Origin of the sequence: Microbacterium saperdae (assembly GCF_006716345.1) — a bacterium.
Classification (GTDB): Bacteria; Actinomycetota; Actinomycetes; order Actinomycetales; family Microbacteriaceae; genus Microbacterium; species Microbacterium saperdae.
The window spans coordinates 1,232,390-1,249,794 of sequence record NZ_VFOX01000002.1; the positions used below are offsets into that span (position 1 = coordinate 1,232,390).

The window sequence follows — 17,405 nt, forward strand, 5'->3', positions numbered from 1 at the left end:
CGCCGGGGCGAGTCGCGGCGACTCAGCCGAGACGCTTCTGCAGTTCGCCCATCCGCTCGCTGGGGCGGAATCCGAGCAGCGTGTTCACGGCGAGCATGTGCGCATTCGACTCGGCGTTGTAGGTGTAGATCGCGCGGGTCTGCGGAGCCTCGTGCTGCAGCATCCGCAGGTTCGCGAGCTTCACGGCCGTTCCGAGCCGGTGCCCACGATCGGCGCCGCGCACGAGCGTGCCCCACTGGTAGGCGTTTCCGTCATCGCCCGACACCACCACCTGCGTGTACGCGGCGGCCTCGCCCTGAGCGGTCAGCGCGATGGTGCCGAACGAGGTGCGGTTCTGGCGGATCAGGAGCTTCTCCTGCTCGCGGATGCTGTCGACGTCGGGCTTCATGGGTTCGATGTCGAGGTCGCCGCTGGGGGCTTCGGTGTCGATCGACGCGTCCAGTACCGTCCATCCCTCGATCACGTCATCCGGGACGGGGCCGACCCAGCTGCGGATCGTGTAGCCACTGATCGCAGCGGCGATGTCTGCTGCGAGGGAATCGAGCACGGCGGGATTCGCCGGCAACTCCAAGCGGTTCTGCACGTCGCCGAGCGCGAGCGCATAGCCGTGGTGGCGCGCGAACTCGCGGCCGGGGGTGCCCGTGCCGTCGGGGCCGAGAGCGTAGGGCCACGACGCGGTTCCCTGTGCGGTGGTGCGGGCGGATGCCGTCGCCTCCGCCTCGAGGAACGCGAGCGCCGCGGACCCGACGCCGCGGCGCCGGTGCGGCGGGGGCACGCTGACGGCGAGATGCGCGACGTGGGTGTTGTCCTTGAGCGGCAGCGCGAGGCTCGCCGAGCCGACGACGGCATCGCCGACGCGCAGCAGATAGCCCCGGCGTTCGATGACCGCAGAGTCCTGCTGCAGCTCGCTGCGGGACTCCTCCCTCGTCCAGACCGGGGTGTCCGCGCCGCGGTCTGCGCGCTCCGCGGCGGCGTAGGTCTCCCACCAGGCATCCACGCTCTCGGAATCGAAAGGGTCGATCCGGCTGATCTCGATCGTCATGCGGTCCACGCTACGTCGCCGGCACCCGCGCGGCCCTTGCGCCTCGCTCGGCCCTGTGCGCCTCGCTCGGCCTGAATCCGGCTCTTCGGCCGAATGAGGGGTATTCGGCCGAGGCAGGCGCAGGCCCACCTCTGCTACATAAATGTGTGATTGACAATGGTGTGTGACGCACACTATCGTCTCTGACATGAACGAAGTCCTCGACACGCACCTGCAGGAACTGCGGCGCGGCACCATCGTGCTCGCCTGCCTGCAGCTGTTGCGCACACCGGGCTACGGCTACGGCCTGCTGGAAGAGCTCGAGCGGCGGGGGTTCGCGACGGACGCGAACACGCTGTACCCGCTGCTGCGACGACTCGAGAAGCAGGAGTACCTCACCAGCGAGTGGAACACCGACGAGGCACGGCCCCGCAAGTTCTACCGCACCTCGGATGCCGGCATCCGTCTCGCCGACACCCTCACCGAAGAATGGCGATCGCTCACCACGGCGATCACGGGCCTCACCGCAGAGGAGAACTGACATGACCGGTGCGACGCTCACCGAGCGATACATCAGCGCGACGATCCGCAGCCTGAAGCCCGATGCGCAGGCAGACGTCAGAGCCGAGCTCGAGGCCTCCATCGCGGATGCCGTCGAGGCGCGCCTGGAACAGGGTGAGGGTCCGGCTGACGCGGAGCGGGCCGTCCTGACAGAGCTGGGCGACCCCGGCATCCTGGCCGCCGGCTATGCCGATCGTCCGCTGCACCTCATCGGCCCGCGGTACTACCTGACGTGGTGGCGACTGCTCAAGGTGCTCCTGCTGACCGTGCCGGTGTGTGTGCTCGGCGCCGTCGCGCTCGGCCAGACGATCTCCGGGGCGGCGGTCGGCGAGATCATCTCCTCGTCGATCCTCGCGGCCGGTGCGGTCGTCATCCACCTGTGCTTCTGGACGACGCTCGTGTTCGTCGTGCTCGAGAGGGCCGGCACCGACACCGGCGAGACGTGGAACGTCGACAAGCTCCCCGAGCCGATGGAGAACAGTGGCGGGCGGAGCGAGCTGATCGCCGCGCTGGTCTTCCTCGGAATCGCGGCCGGCGCTCTGCTCTGGGACCGGTTCCGCGGATTCGTCGTCGTCGAGGGAGAAGCCCTCCCGATCCTCGATCCGCGCCTCTGGCCGTGGGGGATCTCCGCCCTGTTCGTCCTGATCGCGCTGGAGGCGGTCTTCGCCGTCGTCGTGTTCAGGAAGGGGCGGTGGAGCACGGCGCTCGCCGTGGCGAACACCCTTCTCGCTCTGGCGTTCCTCGCGTGGGCGCTCACGCTGCTGCTGCGCGGCGAGCTCGTCAACCCGGACTTCCTCTCGCACATCGCCGCCGTCGGGGGAGAGGGATTCGCCACCGGCGACGCGAAGGCGGCGGGCGAAGGCGGGACCTTCCGCATCCTCGCCGTTCTGCTGGGGTTCGGTATCGCGGCCGGGGTGGTGTGGGACATCGTCGACGGCTGGATCAAAGCGGTACGCGCCCGCCGCGCTTCCTCCGTCGGCGGGACGAGCCGAGGAATAGGCTGGATGCCGTGACCACCGCATTCGTCTCCGACCTGTTCGACCCGAGCGAGTGGACCCTCGCGCCCGGCGCCGAGGACTACACCGACATCACCGCGCACGTCTCGCACGACGGCGGGGTCGCACGTATCGCCTTCCACCGGCCGGAAGTGCGCAACGCGTTCCGTCCGCACACGGTCGACGAGCTGTACCGCGCTCTCGACTTCGCCCGCCAGGATCCGCGTATCGGGGCGGTGCTGCTGACCGGCAACGGCCCCAGCGCGAAGGACGGCGGGTGGGCGTTCTGCTCGGGCGGAGATCAGCGCATCCGCGGACGCGACGGGTACAAGTACTCCGACTCCGAGACGACCGTGCACGATTCGGCGCGGGGCGGGCGGCTGCACATCCTCGAGGTGCAGCGCCTGATCCGCTTCATGCCCAAGGTGGTCATCGCGGTGGTACCCGGGTGGGCGGCCGGTGGAGGTCACTCGCTCCACGTGGTCTGCGACCTCACGATCGCGAGCGAGGAGCACGGCCGCTTCAAGCAGACGGATGCCGACGTCGGCAGCTTCGATGCCGGGTACGGCTCCGCCTACATGGCCCGCCAGACCGGCCAGAAGATCGCCCGCGAGGTGTTCTTCCTCGCCGAGGAGTACTCGGCGCAGCGCGCGTACGAGATGGGCGCCGTGAACCGCGTCGTGCCGCACGCGGAGCTCGAGCGCGAAGCGTTGAAGATGGCGCGCACCGTGCTCACCAAGTCGCCGACGGCGATCCGCATGCTCAAGTTCGCCTTCAACGCGGTCGATGACGGGCTCGTCGGGCAGCAGGTGTTCGCGGGTGAGGCGACCCGGCTCGCGTACGGGACGGATGAAGCGGTCGAAGGACGCGACTCGTTCCTCGAGAAGCGCGACCCCGACTGGTCCTCCTTCCCCTGGCACTACTGAGGCCGCCTCATGATCCCCCTGATCCCCACGGATGCCGAGAACCCGGCGCAGCTGCGGGATGACCTGCGACGCGCGCTCGATGGCGGACCCGCACTGGGGCTCGGGATGCTCGCCGGTGCCCCGACCCACGTCGAGGAAGGGACCGCGGCCGTGATCGCGACCTCCGGGTCGAGCGGGATACCGAAGCGTGTGGTCCTCAGCGGCGAAGCTCTGCGCGCGAGCGCCGAGGCCACGGCCGAACGCATCGGGAGCGGTCGGTGGCTGCTCGCACTTCCGGCCGGATATGTGGCAGGACTCCAGGTGCTGGTGCGCTCGGTGTTGGCGGGGACGCAGCCGGTGTCCCTCGAAGGTCGCTTCTCGCCGCTGGCCTTCGCCGAGGCGTCGCTGTCGATGCTGCGCCCGGAAGTCGGATCGGGGTCGGGCATCCCGGCCCTGTACACCTCGCTCGTGCCGGCGCAGGTGGCGACACTGTTCGATGCCGCGGATGACACGGCCGTGCGGGCCGCGCTGCAGGCCTACCAGGCGATCCTCGTGGGCGGTCAGGCGCTGCCCCAGCCCCTACGCGAGCGCGCGGAGGACCTCGGGGTGCGACTCGTGCGCACGTACGGCTCGACCGAGACGAGCGGCGGATGCGTGTACGACGGGGTGCCGCTCGACACCGTCGCCGTGCGGATCGTGGACGGCGAGATCCGTCTGGCCGGACCGATGCTCGCCGACGGCTACCTCGACGACCATGCCCTGAACGCACGGACGTTCGTGCGCGATGAGCACGGCATCCGCTGGTACCGGACGGGCGACCTCGGCATGGTCGAGGACGGCGTCGTGCGCGTGCACGGTCGTGCCGACAATGTGATCGTGTCCGGCGGCATCAACATCTCCCTCGACCGTGTCGAACGCGTGGTGCGACAGGTGCCAGGACTCCACCAGGCGGTCGTGGTCGGAGTCGATGACGATCACTGGGGCGAGGCGTCCGTGATCGTCGCCGCCCGGGGGGAGGTGCTTCGGCGCAGCGAGTCCGACCAACTGGTGCAGGCGCGTGACGCGGTCGCGGAGGAACTGGGCAAGCACGCGAGGCCCGCGCGGCTGATCCTGGTCGACGAGCTCGCGGTGCTGTCCTCGGGGAAACCCGACCGAGAGGCGATCCGTCGGGCCGTCGCCGAGCTGCGCTGAGACGTTCCGGCTGCACCGATCTGCCAGGATGAGACATGGCCTCGTACACGCATGGACATCATGAGTCCGTCCTCCGTTCGCACAACATCCGCAACATCGCGAACTCTGCGGAGTATCTCCGCCCGTACCTCCAGCCCTCCACGCGTCTGCTCGACGTCGGCGCCGGTCCCGGATCGATCACGGTGGATTTCGCGGGCATCGTCTCCCACGTCACCGCGACCGAGATCGATGAGGCCGCCCTGTCGCTGTCGCGCGGACTGGCGGAGGCCAAGGGCCTCGAGAACATCGCCTTCTCGATCGAGGACGTGCACGCCCTGAGCTTCGCGGATGACAGCTTCGACGTCGTGCACACGCATCAGGTGCTGCAGCACGTCGGCGACCCGGTGCAGGCGCTCCGCGAGATGCGCCGCGTGACGGCACCCGGTGGGATCGTGGCCGCGCGCGACGCGGATTACGCGGGCTTCCACTGGTTCCCGATCCTCCCGGAGCTCGACCGTTGGCTGGCGCTGTACCGCGCCGCCGCACGTGCGAACGGGGGCGAGCCGGATGCGGGTCGGCGGCTGCTGTCCTGGGCGCGGGCCGCCGGCTTCGACGACATCACCCCGTCCGCCTCCACCTGGTGCTACGCGACGCCGGAGGAACGTGCGTGGTGGGGTGGGATGTGGGCCGACCGTATCCTCGAGTCCGCCCTGGCCCGACAGCTGGTCGACAGCGACATGGCGACCACGGCCGACCTGCAGGACATCAGCGATGCCTGGAAGCGCTGGGCGGATGACGGCGACGGCTGGTACCTGGTGCCGCACGGGGAGATCCTCTGCCGCGCGTGAGGCGTCTCGCCTGAGGGCTCGGATACATCCCCAGACGGACGCGCCCCGCACACCGCTCGCGTAGCGTGAGAGGGTGTTCCGCCCGATCTCCCGCACCTGGCTCATCGTCGACATCGTCGGCGCGGTGCTCGGTTTCGCCCTCACCACACCGCTGACGTTCGTCTTCGGCACCTCCGGCCTGAGCGCCTGGGTGCCGGAGGGCCCGCTGTCGACGGTCGCCTACGTGACGGTCGGCGTGATCCTGTGGGGAGCAGCGGCGATCGCCCGGCTCTCACCCACGCTCGCGTTGAGCGTGGCGTGGTTCGGCGCCGTGATCCAGATGGGCATGGGGCTGCCGCCCGCGGCGTACGACCTGGGCATCATGGTCGTGCTCTTCGCGACCGCGGCCTGGGGCAGCAGACGCCTGCTGTGGATCGGCGGCGTCTCCGCCCTCGGCGGTGGAGTGATCGGCGGGTTGTACTTCGGAGTGGTCTGGTCCGGAGAACTGCTCACCGACGCTGCGAGCGCGCTCAGGGCTGCGTTGATCGCCGCACTGCTGGCTTCGGTCTTCGTGCTCGCGATGGTCATGTCGTGGGGGGCGGGTCTGCTGTGGCGGGTGATCCTGAGCGGACGGGAGACGCAGGTCGCGCGGGCGCAGGCCGAGATGCTGGCCGCCGAGGAGCAGGAGCGCGTGCGGATCGCCCGGGACATGCACGACATCGTCGCGCACTCGCTCGCGGTCGTGATCGCCCAGGCCGATGGCGCGCGGTACGCCGCCGCCGCGCAACCGGAGATCGCGGCAGAAGCCCTCGGGACGATCGCCCAGACGGCGCGCGGCGCGCTCTCGGACGTGCGGATGCTGCTCACGCAGCTGCGTCATCGGCAGGGTGACGGACCGCAGCCGACGCTCGCCGACCTCGAGACCCTGTTCGCCCAGGTGCGGCAGGCGGGAGTGGAGCCGCGCATCACGGTGGATCCGATGCCGCCAGGGGAACCGCCAGGAGCCATCCAGCTCGCGGTCTACCGCATCCTCCAGGAGGCACTCACCAACGCCATCCGCCACGGCGACGGTGCGGTCGAGGTGCACCTGGCCTGGCTGCCGGACCGCGTCGACCTGCAGGTGCGCAACGTGATCGGCGGCGAGGCTGTGCCGACCGCGGGCGGGCATGGCGTGATCGGCATGCGCGAGCGCGCGCAGTTGGTGGGCGGTAACCTGCAGGCGGAGCGACACGGCGAGCAGTTCGTCGTCGCCGCCTCCCTTCCGATCGGCGGGTCCGTCGCCGGATGATGTCTTCACGAGCAGGAGGCTCTGCCGCATGATCCGTGTCGTCCTCGTCGATGACCAGTCGCTGTTCCGCGCCGGCATCCGCATGCTCGTCGCCTCCCAACCCGACCTCGAAGTGGTCGGTGAGGCCGGCGACGGTCGAGAGGCCCTCGACGTCGTGCGCACGACCCGGCCCGATGTCGTGCTGATGGACATCCGGATGCCCGTGATGGACGGGCTGACCGCCACCGCCGAGATCCTCGCTCAGCCCGACGCGCCGCGCATCGTGATGCTCACGACCTTCGACCTCGACGAGGCGGCAGCGCGGGCCATCCGGCAGGGGGCGAGCGGCTTCCTGCTCAAGGACGCCGACCCGGAGTTCCTTCTCGCCGCCATCCGTACGGTGCACGCCGGGTCGAGCGTGATCGCCGCCTCCGCGACCCGCGACCTGTTCGCGCACTTCGCCGAGGCGCCGAAGCCGGTCCCGGCGCAGTACACCACGCTCACCGATCGGGAGCGCGAGATCTTCGCCCTCGCCGCGCGGGGACTGTCGAACGCCGAGATCGCCGCCCGCGAGTTCCTCAGCGAGGCCACCGTCAAGACGCACATCAGCCGCATCCTCACCAAGCTCGCGCTGCGCGACCGCGTGCAGCTCGTCGTCTTCGCGTTCGAGCACGGCCTGGCCTGAAGCGGTCGCACCTCGCAGCGAATCATCCTTGCGATGTAGGGGGATGCGTCGGGCGGGCGACGCGCCGCGGCATGCCGTCTCCGTAGCGTCGAAGTATGGAGATCACGACCACCGACCTCGGGCTCGCCGCCCGCGTCCAGCACCTGAAGAAGACCTACGGCAGCGGCGAGGGCACCGTGCGTGCGCTCGACGATGTGAGCGTCGGCATCCGCCGCGGACAGTTCACCGCGATCATGGGGCCGTCCGGATCCGGTAAGTCCACGCTCATGCACATCATGGCCGGGCTGGACACCCCCACCGAGGGGCGCTCCTGGATCGGGGACACCGAGATCACCGGTCTCGCCGATCTCGACCTGACGATTCTGCGCCGCCGTCGCGTGGGATTCATCTTCCAGGCGTTCAACCTGGTGCCCACGCTCGATGCGCTCGGCAACATCCTGCTGCCCTTCGAGCTCGACGGCCGTCGCCCCAGCGCGATCGAGCGTGCTCGCATCGACGGGCTCATCGACACCCTCGGCCTCGGCGCGCGACTGAGCCACCGCCCGCATCAGCTCTCCGGTGGACAGCAGCAGCGCGTCGCGATCGCCCGGGCTCTCGCCACCGCGCCCGACCTCGTGTTCGCCGATGAGCCCACCGGCAACCTCGACTCCCAGACCGGCCGCGAGGTACTGCAGCTGCTCGCCCGCGCGAGCCGCGAGCACGGCCAGTCCATCGCGATGGTGACGCACGACGCGATCGCCGCCAGTCACGCGGATCGGGTGCTCTACCTGGGTGACGGCCGCATCGTCGCCGACCACCCGCGGCAGACCGCCGAGGAGATCTCGGCCTACATGCTCGCCGCCGAGTTGGCGGCATGAGCGCGGTCGCCACGGTCGTTCCCGAGACACGGGCGACCGCACCGAGAATGGCCTGGCTGCGCGACCGCGGCATGGGCGCGAGCATCCTGGTCGCGGCACTCTCTGCCGCCTTCGGTGTGCTGCTGGTCGAGGTCACGGCCTACATCGGCGCCGTGCTGCAGGCGGATCCCTTCATCGGAGACAGCGAGACGCTCGCCTTCGTCGTCGCGCTGTTGTCGGTGCTGCTCACGGCGGTCGCGATGTACGTCGCCGCGATCGTCACGGCCAACACGTTCTCGACGATCATCGCCGGGCGCACACGCCAGATCGCGCTCATGCGTCTGATCGGCGCCACCGCACGGTCGCAGCGCGCCGAGGTCGGACGCCAAGGGCTCATCGTCGGCCTGATCGGTGCGGGTCTCGGTCTGCTCGTCGGACTCCTGGTCACCGTGGTGGGCGTGCAGATCGGTGCGATGCTGCTCGACAACGATCCCTCGGGCTTCTCGCTCGCACAGCCGTTCATCGCCCTCCCTGTGATCGGTGTCGCCCTCACGACCTGGGCCGCCGCGTGGGCGGGGTCGCGGCGGGTGCTCACCGTCACACCGCTGCAGGCCCTCGGCGGATCCGTCGAGCGCACGCACGATGAGGTGTCTGGCACGAAGGGGCGTCACATCGGCGCATGGGTGCTGCTGATCGCGGGCGCCGCTCTGCTCGCGGCAGGAGTGGTGATCGGGCTGATCACTCCGCTCGGAGTCGTGGTCGCATTCCTCGGCGGACTGCTGTCCTTCACCGGACTCGCTCTGGGATCGGTGCTGTTCATGCCGCCGGTGCTGCGGCTCGTGGGGAAGATGTTCGGATCGAGCGCGACCGCGCGCCTGGCCGCCGAGAACGCGCTGCGATACCCGGAGCGTTCCTCCCGCATGGCGATCGGCGTGGTCATGGGCGTGACGCTCGTGACGATGTTCGCGGTCGCTCTCGAGTCGGCGAAGCGCCTGATGATGAATCAGTCGGGCGACGTGCCCGAGGAGTTCTTCGCTCCGTTCGACGCGTTCGCCGCGATCATGATGGTGCTCGTCGCGGTATCGGCTGTGATCGCCGCGGTCGGGCTCGTGAACCTCCTCACGATCGGGGTGGTACAGCGACGCCGGGAGCTCGGACTGCTCCGGTCGATCGGCCTGTCGAACCGCCAGGTGCGGCGGATGGTGCTGCTCGAGGCGACGCACATCACGGTGGCCGCGACACTGACCGGGCTCGTGCTCGGTGTCGCCTACGGGTGGATCGCGGCGCAGTCGCTGCTCGGCTCGGTGCCGACGCTTCCCGATTTCACCCCGGCGGGTCTGGTTGCCCCGCAGATCCCGTGGGTACCCGTCGCGATCATCGTGGCAGCCACGGCCGTGCTCACCCTGGTCGCTGCGGCCACCCCGACGCGCCTCGCGACCCGCGTGGCCCCGGTGGAGGCGCTCGCCGCCGACTGACCCCTCGGGGGCCGCTTAGGCTGGACGGGTGCCGCCGTTCGATCAGTCCACGTATCAGGTCCGCCTCGACTGGGGTCTCGCGGGCCTCGAGCGGCTCGAAGATGCAGACGTCGTCGTGATCGTCGACGTGCTGCACTTCTCCTCGCGACTCGCGGATGCCGTGGCCGACGGTGCCGAGGTCGACCTGGCCGAGGCGGCGAGCTGGTCGGTCGACGCCGTCGCCCCGGCCCTCGCGGTGACGGCCGCGGCGGGTGGAGCAACCGTGCTGGTGGGCGGCCTCCGGAATGCATCTGCGGTCGCCCGGACCGTGCAGGCCGTTCAAGAGCAGCGTCAGGCGCGCACCTCGGTCGCGCTGATCGCCGCGGGGGAGCGCGACGGCTCGAACGACCTGCGCTTCGCGGTCGAAGATCACCTCGGCGCCGGGGCGATCATCGCCGCGCTGACCGATCTCGGCATCGACCACACTGCTCCGGACGCCGCGGTCGCGGCGGAAGGCTTCCGCGCGCTGCGACGCGCACTCGGGCACCTGGTCTCGGCGAGCGGCTCGGGGCGTGACACGACGGACACCGATGCCGTCGCCGCGGCATCCCGCCTCGACGCCGTCTCCGCGGTCCCTGTGCTCCGAGACCGCGTCTTCGTCTCCTTCTCCTGACGACTCGGCTGTGCACGGCGCGATGCCCCGATCTGCGCCGCTATCGTCCGGACGGTCTGACGCCACGCGCGAGGGCAGCGCCTCGGGCGCGAGACGCACGCGTAGGGTCGTGGCATGAGGTACCTCCCCGCAGTCGTCGTCGATGCCCTGCTGGTGCTCGTCTTCGCGGCGATCGGCCGCGCATCGCACGACGAGAGCCCCGCCGGATTCCTGCTCACCGCGTGGCCGTTCCTGGTCGCACTGCTGCTCGGGCACCTGCTCGCGGCGCTCCTGCCCGCGCGTCCGCGCCGCCCGTGGTCGATCCTGTGGGGCGTGGTCGTGTGGGTCGTGACGGTCACCGGAGGAATGCTGCTGCGGGTGATCAGCGGTGACACGGCTCAGGTGCCGTTCATCATCGTCGCCACCCTGACACTCGGCGTCTTCCTGGTCGGGTGGCGCGGAATCACGGCGCTGGTGCGGCGGAATCGTTCACGAGCCGCGACCACGCACGCAGAAGTCGAGGACGCGGGGGTCGAGGACGGGACGGTCGAGGACATCGCAACCGGACCTGACGACGAACATCCCGTCGCCTGACGCCGGCCCGCCGCGCGCAGAATGCCGAGTCAGCGCGGCATCTGTGCCGCGAGACGCACATCCGTCGTGATCTCGCGGCGGGTCCAGTCGAACAGATGACGCGCATCGTACGTGCGCGAGCACCGCGCGCACGACGTGGGTCTGGTCGGGCGGCGGTGCCGATAGGTCACGTGTCCCGCAGGGCACCGACCGACCCAGGGGGCGAGCTCGACCGCCGTCTCTCCGCGGTGCGTCGTACCTCCGACGTAGCCCAGGTTGCGCGCCACGTGCTTCCAGGTGGAGCCGTGCGCGGCGGCGTGCCCGGCGAGCGCATGAGCGACCTCATGGAGCAGCACCTGATGGATCTCGTCGTCCTCGAATCGTGCCGCGAGGTAGCGCGACACCGTGATGCGCTTCTTCGTGTAATCGCATTGCCCGGCACGCCTCTTGGCGTTGTCGAAGCCGAAGGACCAGGTGTCGTCGAGATGCATCCTGATGAGCGCCTCACCCCAGATGCGCACACGGTCGAGATCCGCCATGCGCCCAGGCTAAGCCATGCCACCGACACTGTGCGGCAGCGGTCAGCGCGGTGTCTCAGCCGGCGACGAGCTGCGACGTGCGGCGACGTTCGGTGGCATCGATCGCGAGCAGCACGGTCTCGAGATCGCGATCGGCTGCGCCGGCCTCACGCCGCAGGAACAGCGAGCGCTTGAAGCTCTCGCGCGCGGCGTCGTAGTCCTCGGCGTCGAAGGCGTTCTTGCCGTGGTGCTGGTGTGCGAAGGCGGCGATGGAGATCCATCCCTGGCCCTCCGCCTCTTCAGCGCACATCGCCAGCTCCTGGTCGGCGGCGGCGTGTTGGCCGCGGTACTGCTGGATCGTCGCGTGCAGCACGCGCGCCCGCAGGACGTCCTTGCGTGTGCCGGCCATGCGAGCCTGCCGCACGGCCTCGTCGGCGAGCGTCAGAGCCTCGTCGAGTCGACCGAGGACCTTGAGCAGCCAGACGCGCTCCAGAAGCGCAGGAAGACTGCGCTGCCCTTCGATCTCCTCGAGTCGCACCGCGCATTCGCTGAGGTCGACCAGCTCACGGAGGTTCTCCTGGTCGTATCCCCGGATGAAACTCATTGCTCTCCTTCCGCAGCGCCCTTCCTCCAGTGTGCCTGGCTCGTGCGCGCTCGCGGAGGCGGCGCGCCCGTGACCGGGCATCCCGGCTGCGGAGGTCAGCGCAGGAAGAGCGAGGCGTCGGGCCGGGGCGATGCCACGGCGTCTGCGTCCGTCACGATCCGCGCCCCCTGCACGAACGTCTGGAGCTCCGCGCCCTGCGCGATCTTGGCGGGATGTGGGCCGGCCGCGAGCATCCGGGGGAGCCACTCCGTCGGCAGAGGTGAGGCCGAGGCGGCGATCACGAGGTTGCCGAAACGGCGGCCCTTGAGCACCTGGGTGTCGGCGAGGACGCCGATCTCGGGCAGCACGTCGGCGATCGTGGCGACCTGTCGGCGGGCGAAGGCGAGGCCGGGTCCGTCGGCGACGTTCACCAGCAGCACGCCGCGCGGACCGAGCAGCTCCGACAACTCGCGGTAGAACTCCACGCTGGTCAGATGTGCGGGGGTCTGCGCACCGGAGTAGACATCGGAGACGACCAGGTCGCAGCGTCCGGCCAGAGCCGCAGGAAGCCGTTTGACCCCGTCACGCGCATCGCCGATGCGGATGCGGATCGCGGCGCCCTTCGGCAGCGGAAGGTGCTCGCGGACCAGCTGTGCCAACGGCGCCTCGAGCTCGATCACCTGCTGCCGGGAGCCGGGCCGGGTGGCGTCGATGTAGCGGGGGATGGTCAGCGCGCCGGCACCGAGGTGCACCGCGGTGAGCGCTTCTCCCGGCGAGGTGAGCTGGTCGATCACGGCGCCCATGCGCACGATGTACTCGAAGTGCAGGTGCGTCGGGTCGTCGAGGTCGACATGCGACTGCGGGGTGCCGTCGACGATCAGCTCGAAGCCGCCCCCGAACTCCGAGGGCATGATCCGGGCCAGGCCTCCGTGATCGAGGCGGGCTTCGGGGTGCTCGGTGTCTCGTGATCGCATCCGGCCCATGCCCCGAGCCTACGCCGTGGCATCCGGCCGGAATCGTCTACCGCTGGTTGCCGACCGCGCAGGTCTCCTGCTCGAGCGTCTGTCCCGAGATATCGGGAGGCAGCGTCGTCCTGACCTCGGGTACCTCGGTGGAGGTCGGATCCGGCGTCTCCTCGACCGGAGCCTCCCCGGGCGCCGGCGTCACGAGCTCGACACCGCGACGTGTGGTGACGTCGCCCGTCAGCTGGAGCGGCTCGCCGGACTTGATCGCGGTCCACAGCGCATCGGCGGAATCCCAGATCGGCACGACCTTGTTCTCATCGTCGGGGTCGACGACGTTCGGGAACTGCACGAAAACGAAGTCGCTGAAGCGCACGTCCTTCAGCGCCAGAGCGATCTGCGCCAGGCGGAGCGGATCGTTCAGCGACTCGCTCGGCACGATGTTGTCGGCCACCGCGCCGGCGAGGCGCAGCACCGTGGGGATGTCGGTCAGCGTCTCCGAGCTGAGCACCTTCTTCGCGAGACGTGACATGTACTGCTGCTGGTTCGAGATGCGCGCAAGGTCGCTCTCGTCGCCGACGCCGTGGCGGGTGCGGATGAACTGCAGTGCCTCGTAGCCCGAGACCTCGCGCATGCCGGCGGGCCAGTCGATGCCGGTGTGGCGATCGCGGATGCCATCGCCGGCGATGCACACCTCGACGCCGCCGATCGCATCGGTGATGGCCATCACGCCGTCGAAGCTCATCTTCGCGGCGAACTCGATGGGCATGTCGGCGAGGGTGCTCACCGTCTTGACCACGCACGAGAGGCCGGCGTGGTCGAAGACGGAGTTGATCGACTGTTTCTCCATCGCCGAGGCGGCAGAGCCGTCTTCACGCGTGCACTCCGGAACGGGGATCATGAGGTCGCGGGGGAGGGAGACGACCGTGACGTTGCGGGGTTCCGCAGAGACATGGACGAGCAGGTTCACGTCGTTCAGGATGCCGCCGTCGGCCTCGGTGCAGCGCTCCTTGAGGAGTGCGGTGGTCTGCGCGCTGCACTCGTCCGTTCCCACGACGAGGATCGTGAAGGCCTTGTCCGCCGGGTAGGCGCCGATGGTCGGAGGGTCGACCTCGGGAGCTCCCTCGAGCACGACCGCATCCTGCCCTGCCCGGTTGAACAGGTCCACCACGATGAACGCGCCGACCGCGATCGCCGAGACGAGGACGACGCCCAGCGAGATGCCGAGGATGCGCAGGAAGGACGAGAAAGCGCTGCGGGTGGGGAGTGGCGCGTGTCGGGCGACCGGAGTGCGATCACCGCGCGCGTTACTGCGAGCCATGACGCGAGCCTACCTTTGGAAAAAATTGTTACAGCGGGATGACAATCTCGGAAAGAACTTGCAGATAATTAGTTAGTCGTAAATACTTTTCCTACGGGCGAGCACTCGATTGCCGCCGAGTCATTTCAACGAGGAGATCTTTCTGATGCACAAGCGCATTCTTCCGGTCGTGGCGCTGGGCGCCGCGGCCACGCTCGGTCTCGCGGCCTGCGCAGGCGGCAGCACGGGTGGTAGCACCGACGGAGAGGGCCAGGAGCTCACCGTCTGGATCATGAAGGGCACCAACCCCGACTCGTCCGCGTTCTACGACGCCGTCTCGACCGCCTTCGAGGAGAAGACCGGCGCCACGGTCAACATCGAAGAGGTCCAGTGGGCCGACGCGCACGACCGCTTCGTCACCTCGATCGCCGGTGGCACGACCCCCGACATCGCCGAGACCGGCACCACCTGGACCGCGGAGTTCGCCGACGCCGGCGCGCTGCTCGACCTCGACGAGTACGTCGACGGCGAGAAGGGGCTCCGCGACGACCTGGTCGAGGGCCTCGCCGTCGCAGGCACCTACGAAGAGAAGCTCTACGGCATGCCCTGGTACGCCGGCGTGCGTTCGCTGGTCTACCGCACCGACGTGTTCGAGGAGCTCGGACTCGAGGCACCGAAGAACTGGGACGACATCGTCGCCGCGGGCGAGGCCATCAAGGCCGCGCACCCCGACATGCTCCCCTTCCCGGTTCCCGGCGACGCCGAGTTCCAGGTCTACCCCTGGGTCTGGGGCGCCGGCGGCGAGATCGCCACGCTCGACGGCAAGACGTGGACGAGCGAGCTCGACAGCGCCGAGTCGCAGGCGGGCATCGAGTTCTACACCGACCTGGCCACGAAGCACGGCTTCTCCTCTGCCGGCGCCACCACGTGGAAGGAGACCGATCTGCGTGACGCGTTCACGCAGGGCAACGTCGCGATGATGCTGTCCGGCTCCTGGACGCCGAAGGCGCTCATCGAGGCGAACCCCGACCTCGACGGCAAGATCGGCGCCGCCGTGATCCCCGGACAGGATGGCGGCATCGCCCCGTCCGTGCTCGGCGGATCGCACCTCTCGGTCTTCAACACCACGAAGAACGCCGACCTCGCGTGGGAGTTCGTCAAGCTGATGACCACCGGCGAGTTCGCCGAGCAGTGGGCCGATGAGACGGGCTACTTCCCGGGCGTCCAGTCCGCGATGGAGGAGGCCCTGGCCTCGACCGACCCGCTCGTCGCTCCGTTCGCCGACCAGATGGTCAACGGCGGCGCATCCGTGCCGGTCACCCCGAACTTCGGCGCCGTGCAGGCGAAGAAGACGACCAACTCCATGATCCAGGCCATCCTCGGTGGCCAGAAGGACGTCAAGACCGCGACGAAGGATGCCGCGGCTGAGATGACCGACCTCCTCAACAAGTAAGGCACATTCCCTTCATGTCGATGGTGCAAGCGCCACTGCCGGCCACGGAGTCGGGGTCCACCCCCGCCTCCGTGGCCGGCGGCCGATCGCGGCGAGGGTTCTCCCTCCTCACGGCCCGCCCCTGGCTCCTCCTCGCCCCCGGGCTGATCATCCTCGCGGTGCTCATGCTCTGGCCTCTCATCCAGGTGTTCATCTTCTCGCTGCAGGACTACGGCCTCCGCGAGATCAACACCGGTGAGAACAACTGGATCGGTCTCCAGAACTATGCGGAGGCGCTCACCAACCCGACGCTGTGGACCGTGGTCCTGCCGAACACGGTCGGCTTCGCGATCGTCGCCGTGTTCGCCACCGTGGCCGTCGGCACGCTCGTCGCCCTGCTGCTCGCCCGTCTGGGCAGCGTGTGGCGGGTCATCGTGTCGAGCTGCATCATGGTCGCCTGGGCGATGCCCGCGGTGACCGGCACCTACGTCTGGACCTTCATCTTCGATGCCGACCGCGGCATCTTCAACGCGGTGCTCAAAGACCTGGGTCTGATGGACGCGTCGGTCAACTGGTTCACGAACCAGTGGTCGTTCTACGCCATCGTGCTGCTGAACGTCGTGCACCACGGCTTCCCGTTCGTCGCCATCACGGTGCTCGCCGGCCTGCTCGGCGTCTCGAAGGAGATGCTCGAGGCCGCGGCGCTCGACGGAGCCGGTGCGTGGACCCGCTTCTGGAAGATCATCTTCCCGACCCTCAAGCCCGTTTTCTCGGTGGTGATCATCCTGTCGACGATCTGGGACTTCAAGGTCTTCGCCCAGGTGTATCTGATGCCTGGTGGCAACGGCGGCAACCGCTCGGTGCTCAACCTCGGCGTCTGGTCGTATGTGGAGTCCTTCGGGCAGAACCGCTACGGCTTCGGTGCGGCGCTCGCCGTGATCCTGACCCTCGTGCTGATCGGCATCACGATCGTGTACATCCGATCGCTCATGAAGGAGGACGAGCTGTGAACCCGCGCCCGTCGCTCGCCTCGCGGATCGGTGTCGGCATCGCCGTCGCCGCCGTCCTGATCTTCACGCTGTTCCCCGTGTACTGGATGATCTCCAGCGCCTTCGATGCGAAGGCGTCCAGCGGTGGGCAGTCCCTGCTGCCGCAGGAGTTCACGCTCGACAACTTCGCGTTCGTCCTCACGGACGGTGGATTCGGCACCTACCTGCGCAACTCGGCGATCGTGGCGCTCGTCACGGTCCTCGTCAGCGCGGTCGTGTGCCTGCTCGCCGCCGTCGCGGTGGCCCGCTTCCGGTTCAAGTTCCGCACCACCGTGCTCATGATGATCCTCGTGGTGCAGATGGTGCCGCTCGAGGCGCTCGTGATCCCGCTGTTCCTGCAGGTCAAATCCCTCGGGCTGCTCAACAGCATCATCGGCCTCATGGTCGTCTACGTCGCCCTGTCCCTCGCGTTCGGGATCTGGATGCTGCGCGGCTTCGTCGCAGCGGTCCCGGTCGAGCTCGAGGAAGCCGCCTACATCGACGGTGCCAGCTGGTGGCGGATGTTCCGCTCGATCCTGCTCCCGCTGGTCATGCCCGGTCTGGTCGCGACCAGCATCTTCAGCTTCATCACGGCGTGGAACGAGTTCATCTTCGCCATGACGATCCTGGGCGCAA

Annotated in this window: 19 protein-coding genes; 14 read left to right on the forward strand and 5 right to left on the reverse strand. The window is 69.1% G+C overall.

The features are described from left to right. Window positions 1-22: 22 nt before the first annotated feature. Window positions 23-1,042 carry a GNAT family N-acetyltransferase gene (locus tag FB560_RS20500; RefSeq protein ID WP_141874541.1) on the reverse strand — a complete coding sequence of 340 codons (1,020 nt, stop codon included), beginning with the start codon at window positions 1,040-1,042 and terminating at the stop codon, window positions 23-25. A 187-nt stretch (window positions 1,043-1,229) separates the two neighbouring features. On the opposite strand from FB560_RS20500, the gene FB560_RS20505 reads away from it, so the two are divergent. From FB560_RS20505 to FB560_RS20555, 11 genes are all read left to right on the forward strand, one after another. Beyond that, window positions 1,230-1,562 carry a PadR family transcriptional regulator gene (locus tag FB560_RS20505; RefSeq protein WP_141874542.1) on the forward strand — a complete coding sequence of 111 codons (333 nt, stop codon included), beginning with the start codon at window positions 1,230-1,232 and terminating at the stop codon, window positions 1,560-1,562. A gap of 1 nt (window position 1,563) precedes the next feature. Further along, entirely contained in the window at window positions 1,564-2,595 is a 1,032-nt protein-coding gene (locus tag FB560_RS20510) for a permease prefix domain 1-containing protein (protein WP_141874543.1), read from the forward strand. Beyond that, window positions 2,592-3,503 carry a 1,4-dihydroxy-2-naphthoyl-CoA synthase gene (locus tag FB560_RS20515; RefSeq protein ID WP_141874544.1) on the forward strand — a complete coding sequence of 304 codons (912 nt, stop codon included), beginning with the start codon at window positions 2,592-2,594 and terminating at the stop codon, window positions 3,501-3,503. The genes FB560_RS20510 and FB560_RS20515 overlap by 4 nt, the downstream gene beginning before the upstream one ends. A 9-nt stretch (window positions 3,504-3,512) precedes the next feature. Next, window positions 3,513-4,673: an AMP-binding protein gene (locus FB560_RS20520; protein ID WP_141874545.1), complete on the forward strand. Its 1,161-nt coding sequence runs from the start codon at window positions 3,513-3,515 to the stop codon at window positions 4,671-4,673. A 35-nt stretch (window positions 4,674-4,708) separates the two neighbouring features. Next, entirely contained in the window at window positions 4,709-5,500 is a 792-nt protein-coding gene (locus FB560_RS20525) for a class I SAM-dependent methyltransferase (protein WP_141874546.1), read from the forward strand. Between the two features lie 73 nt (window positions 5,501-5,573). After that, entirely contained in the window at window positions 5,574-6,767 is a 1,194-nt protein-coding gene (locus tag FB560_RS20530) for a sensor histidine kinase (protein WP_141874547.1), read from the forward strand. Window positions 6,768-6,795: 28 nt separating this feature from the next. After that, window positions 6,796-7,431, forward strand: coding sequence for a response regulator (locus FB560_RS20535; RefSeq protein WP_141874548.1), 636 nt, complete (start codon window positions 6,796-6,798; stop codon window positions 7,429-7,431). A gap of 95 nt (window positions 7,432-7,526) precedes the next feature. Continuing rightward, window positions 7,527-8,288 (forward strand): ABC transporter ATP-binding protein, encoded by a 762-nt coding sequence (locus tag FB560_RS20540; RefSeq protein ID WP_141874549.1) that lies wholly within the window; start codon window positions 7,527-7,529, stop codon window positions 8,286-8,288. After that, entirely contained in the window at window positions 8,285-9,742 is a 1,458-nt protein-coding gene (locus tag FB560_RS20545; RefSeq protein WP_141874550.1) for an ABC transporter permease, read from the forward strand. The genes FB560_RS20540 and FB560_RS20545 overlap by 4 nt, the downstream gene beginning before the upstream one ends. A 28-nt stretch (window positions 9,743-9,770) precedes the next feature. Then, on the forward strand, window positions 9,771-10,394 hold the full coding sequence (locus FB560_RS20550; RefSeq protein WP_141874551.1) for a 2-phosphosulfolactate phosphatase: 624 nt from the start codon (window positions 9,771-9,773) through the stop codon (window positions 10,392-10,394). A 114-nt stretch (window positions 10,395-10,508) separates the two neighbouring features. Beyond that, window positions 10,509-10,967: a DUF3054 domain-containing protein gene (locus FB560_RS20555; RefSeq protein WP_141874552.1), complete on the forward strand. Its 459-nt coding sequence runs from the start codon at window positions 10,509-10,511 to the stop codon at window positions 10,965-10,967. A gap of 29 nt (window positions 10,968-10,996) precedes the next feature. Here the strand turns inward: FB560_RS20555 and FB560_RS20560 are convergent, their stop codons facing one another. From FB560_RS20560 to FB560_RS20575, 4 genes are all read right to left on the reverse strand, one after another. After that, on the reverse strand, window positions 10,997-11,485 hold the full coding sequence (locus tag FB560_RS20560) for a SprT-like domain-containing protein (protein WP_141874553.1): 489 nt from the start codon (window positions 11,483-11,485) through the stop codon (window positions 10,997-10,999). 55 nt (window positions 11,486-11,540) lie between these two features. Beyond that, window positions 11,541-12,068 carry a hypothetical protein gene (locus tag FB560_RS20565; RefSeq protein WP_141874554.1) on the reverse strand — a complete coding sequence of 176 codons (528 nt, stop codon included), beginning with the start codon at window positions 12,066-12,068 and terminating at the stop codon, window positions 11,541-11,543. A 95-nt stretch (window positions 12,069-12,163) separates the two neighbouring features. Beyond that, window positions 12,164-13,030, reverse strand: a complete 867-nt coding sequence (locus FB560_RS20570; protein WP_141874555.1) for a spermidine synthase — start codon at window positions 13,028-13,030, stop codon at window positions 12,164-12,166. 37 nt (window positions 13,031-13,067) lie between these two features. Then, complete coding sequence (locus tag FB560_RS20575; RefSeq protein WP_141874556.1) at window positions 13,068-14,330, reverse strand: LCP family protein; 1,263 nt, start codon at window positions 14,328-14,330, stop codon at window positions 13,068-13,070. A gap of 145 nt (window positions 14,331-14,475) precedes the next feature. Between FB560_RS20575 and FB560_RS20580 the strand changes: the two genes are divergently transcribed. The 3 genes from FB560_RS20580 to FB560_RS20590 all read left to right on the forward strand — a co-directional run. Then, window positions 14,476-15,762 carry a sugar ABC transporter substrate-binding protein gene (locus FB560_RS20580; RefSeq protein ID WP_141874557.1) on the forward strand — a complete coding sequence of 429 codons (1,287 nt, stop codon included), beginning with the start codon at window positions 14,476-14,478 and terminating at the stop codon, window positions 15,760-15,762. A gap of 14 nt (window positions 15,763-15,776) precedes the next feature. After that, the gene (locus FB560_RS20585; RefSeq protein WP_141873043.1) at window positions 15,777-16,751 is read left to right on the forward strand and encodes a carbohydrate ABC transporter permease; all 975 of its coding nucleotides are present in this window, start codon (window positions 15,777-15,779) and stop codon (window positions 16,749-16,751) included. Next, window positions 16,748-17,405: carbohydrate ABC transporter permease (locus FB560_RS20590; RefSeq protein WP_141874558.1), on the forward strand; the 658-nt coding region annotated here is incomplete at its 3' end. The genes FB560_RS20585 and FB560_RS20590, both read left to right, overlap by 4 nt.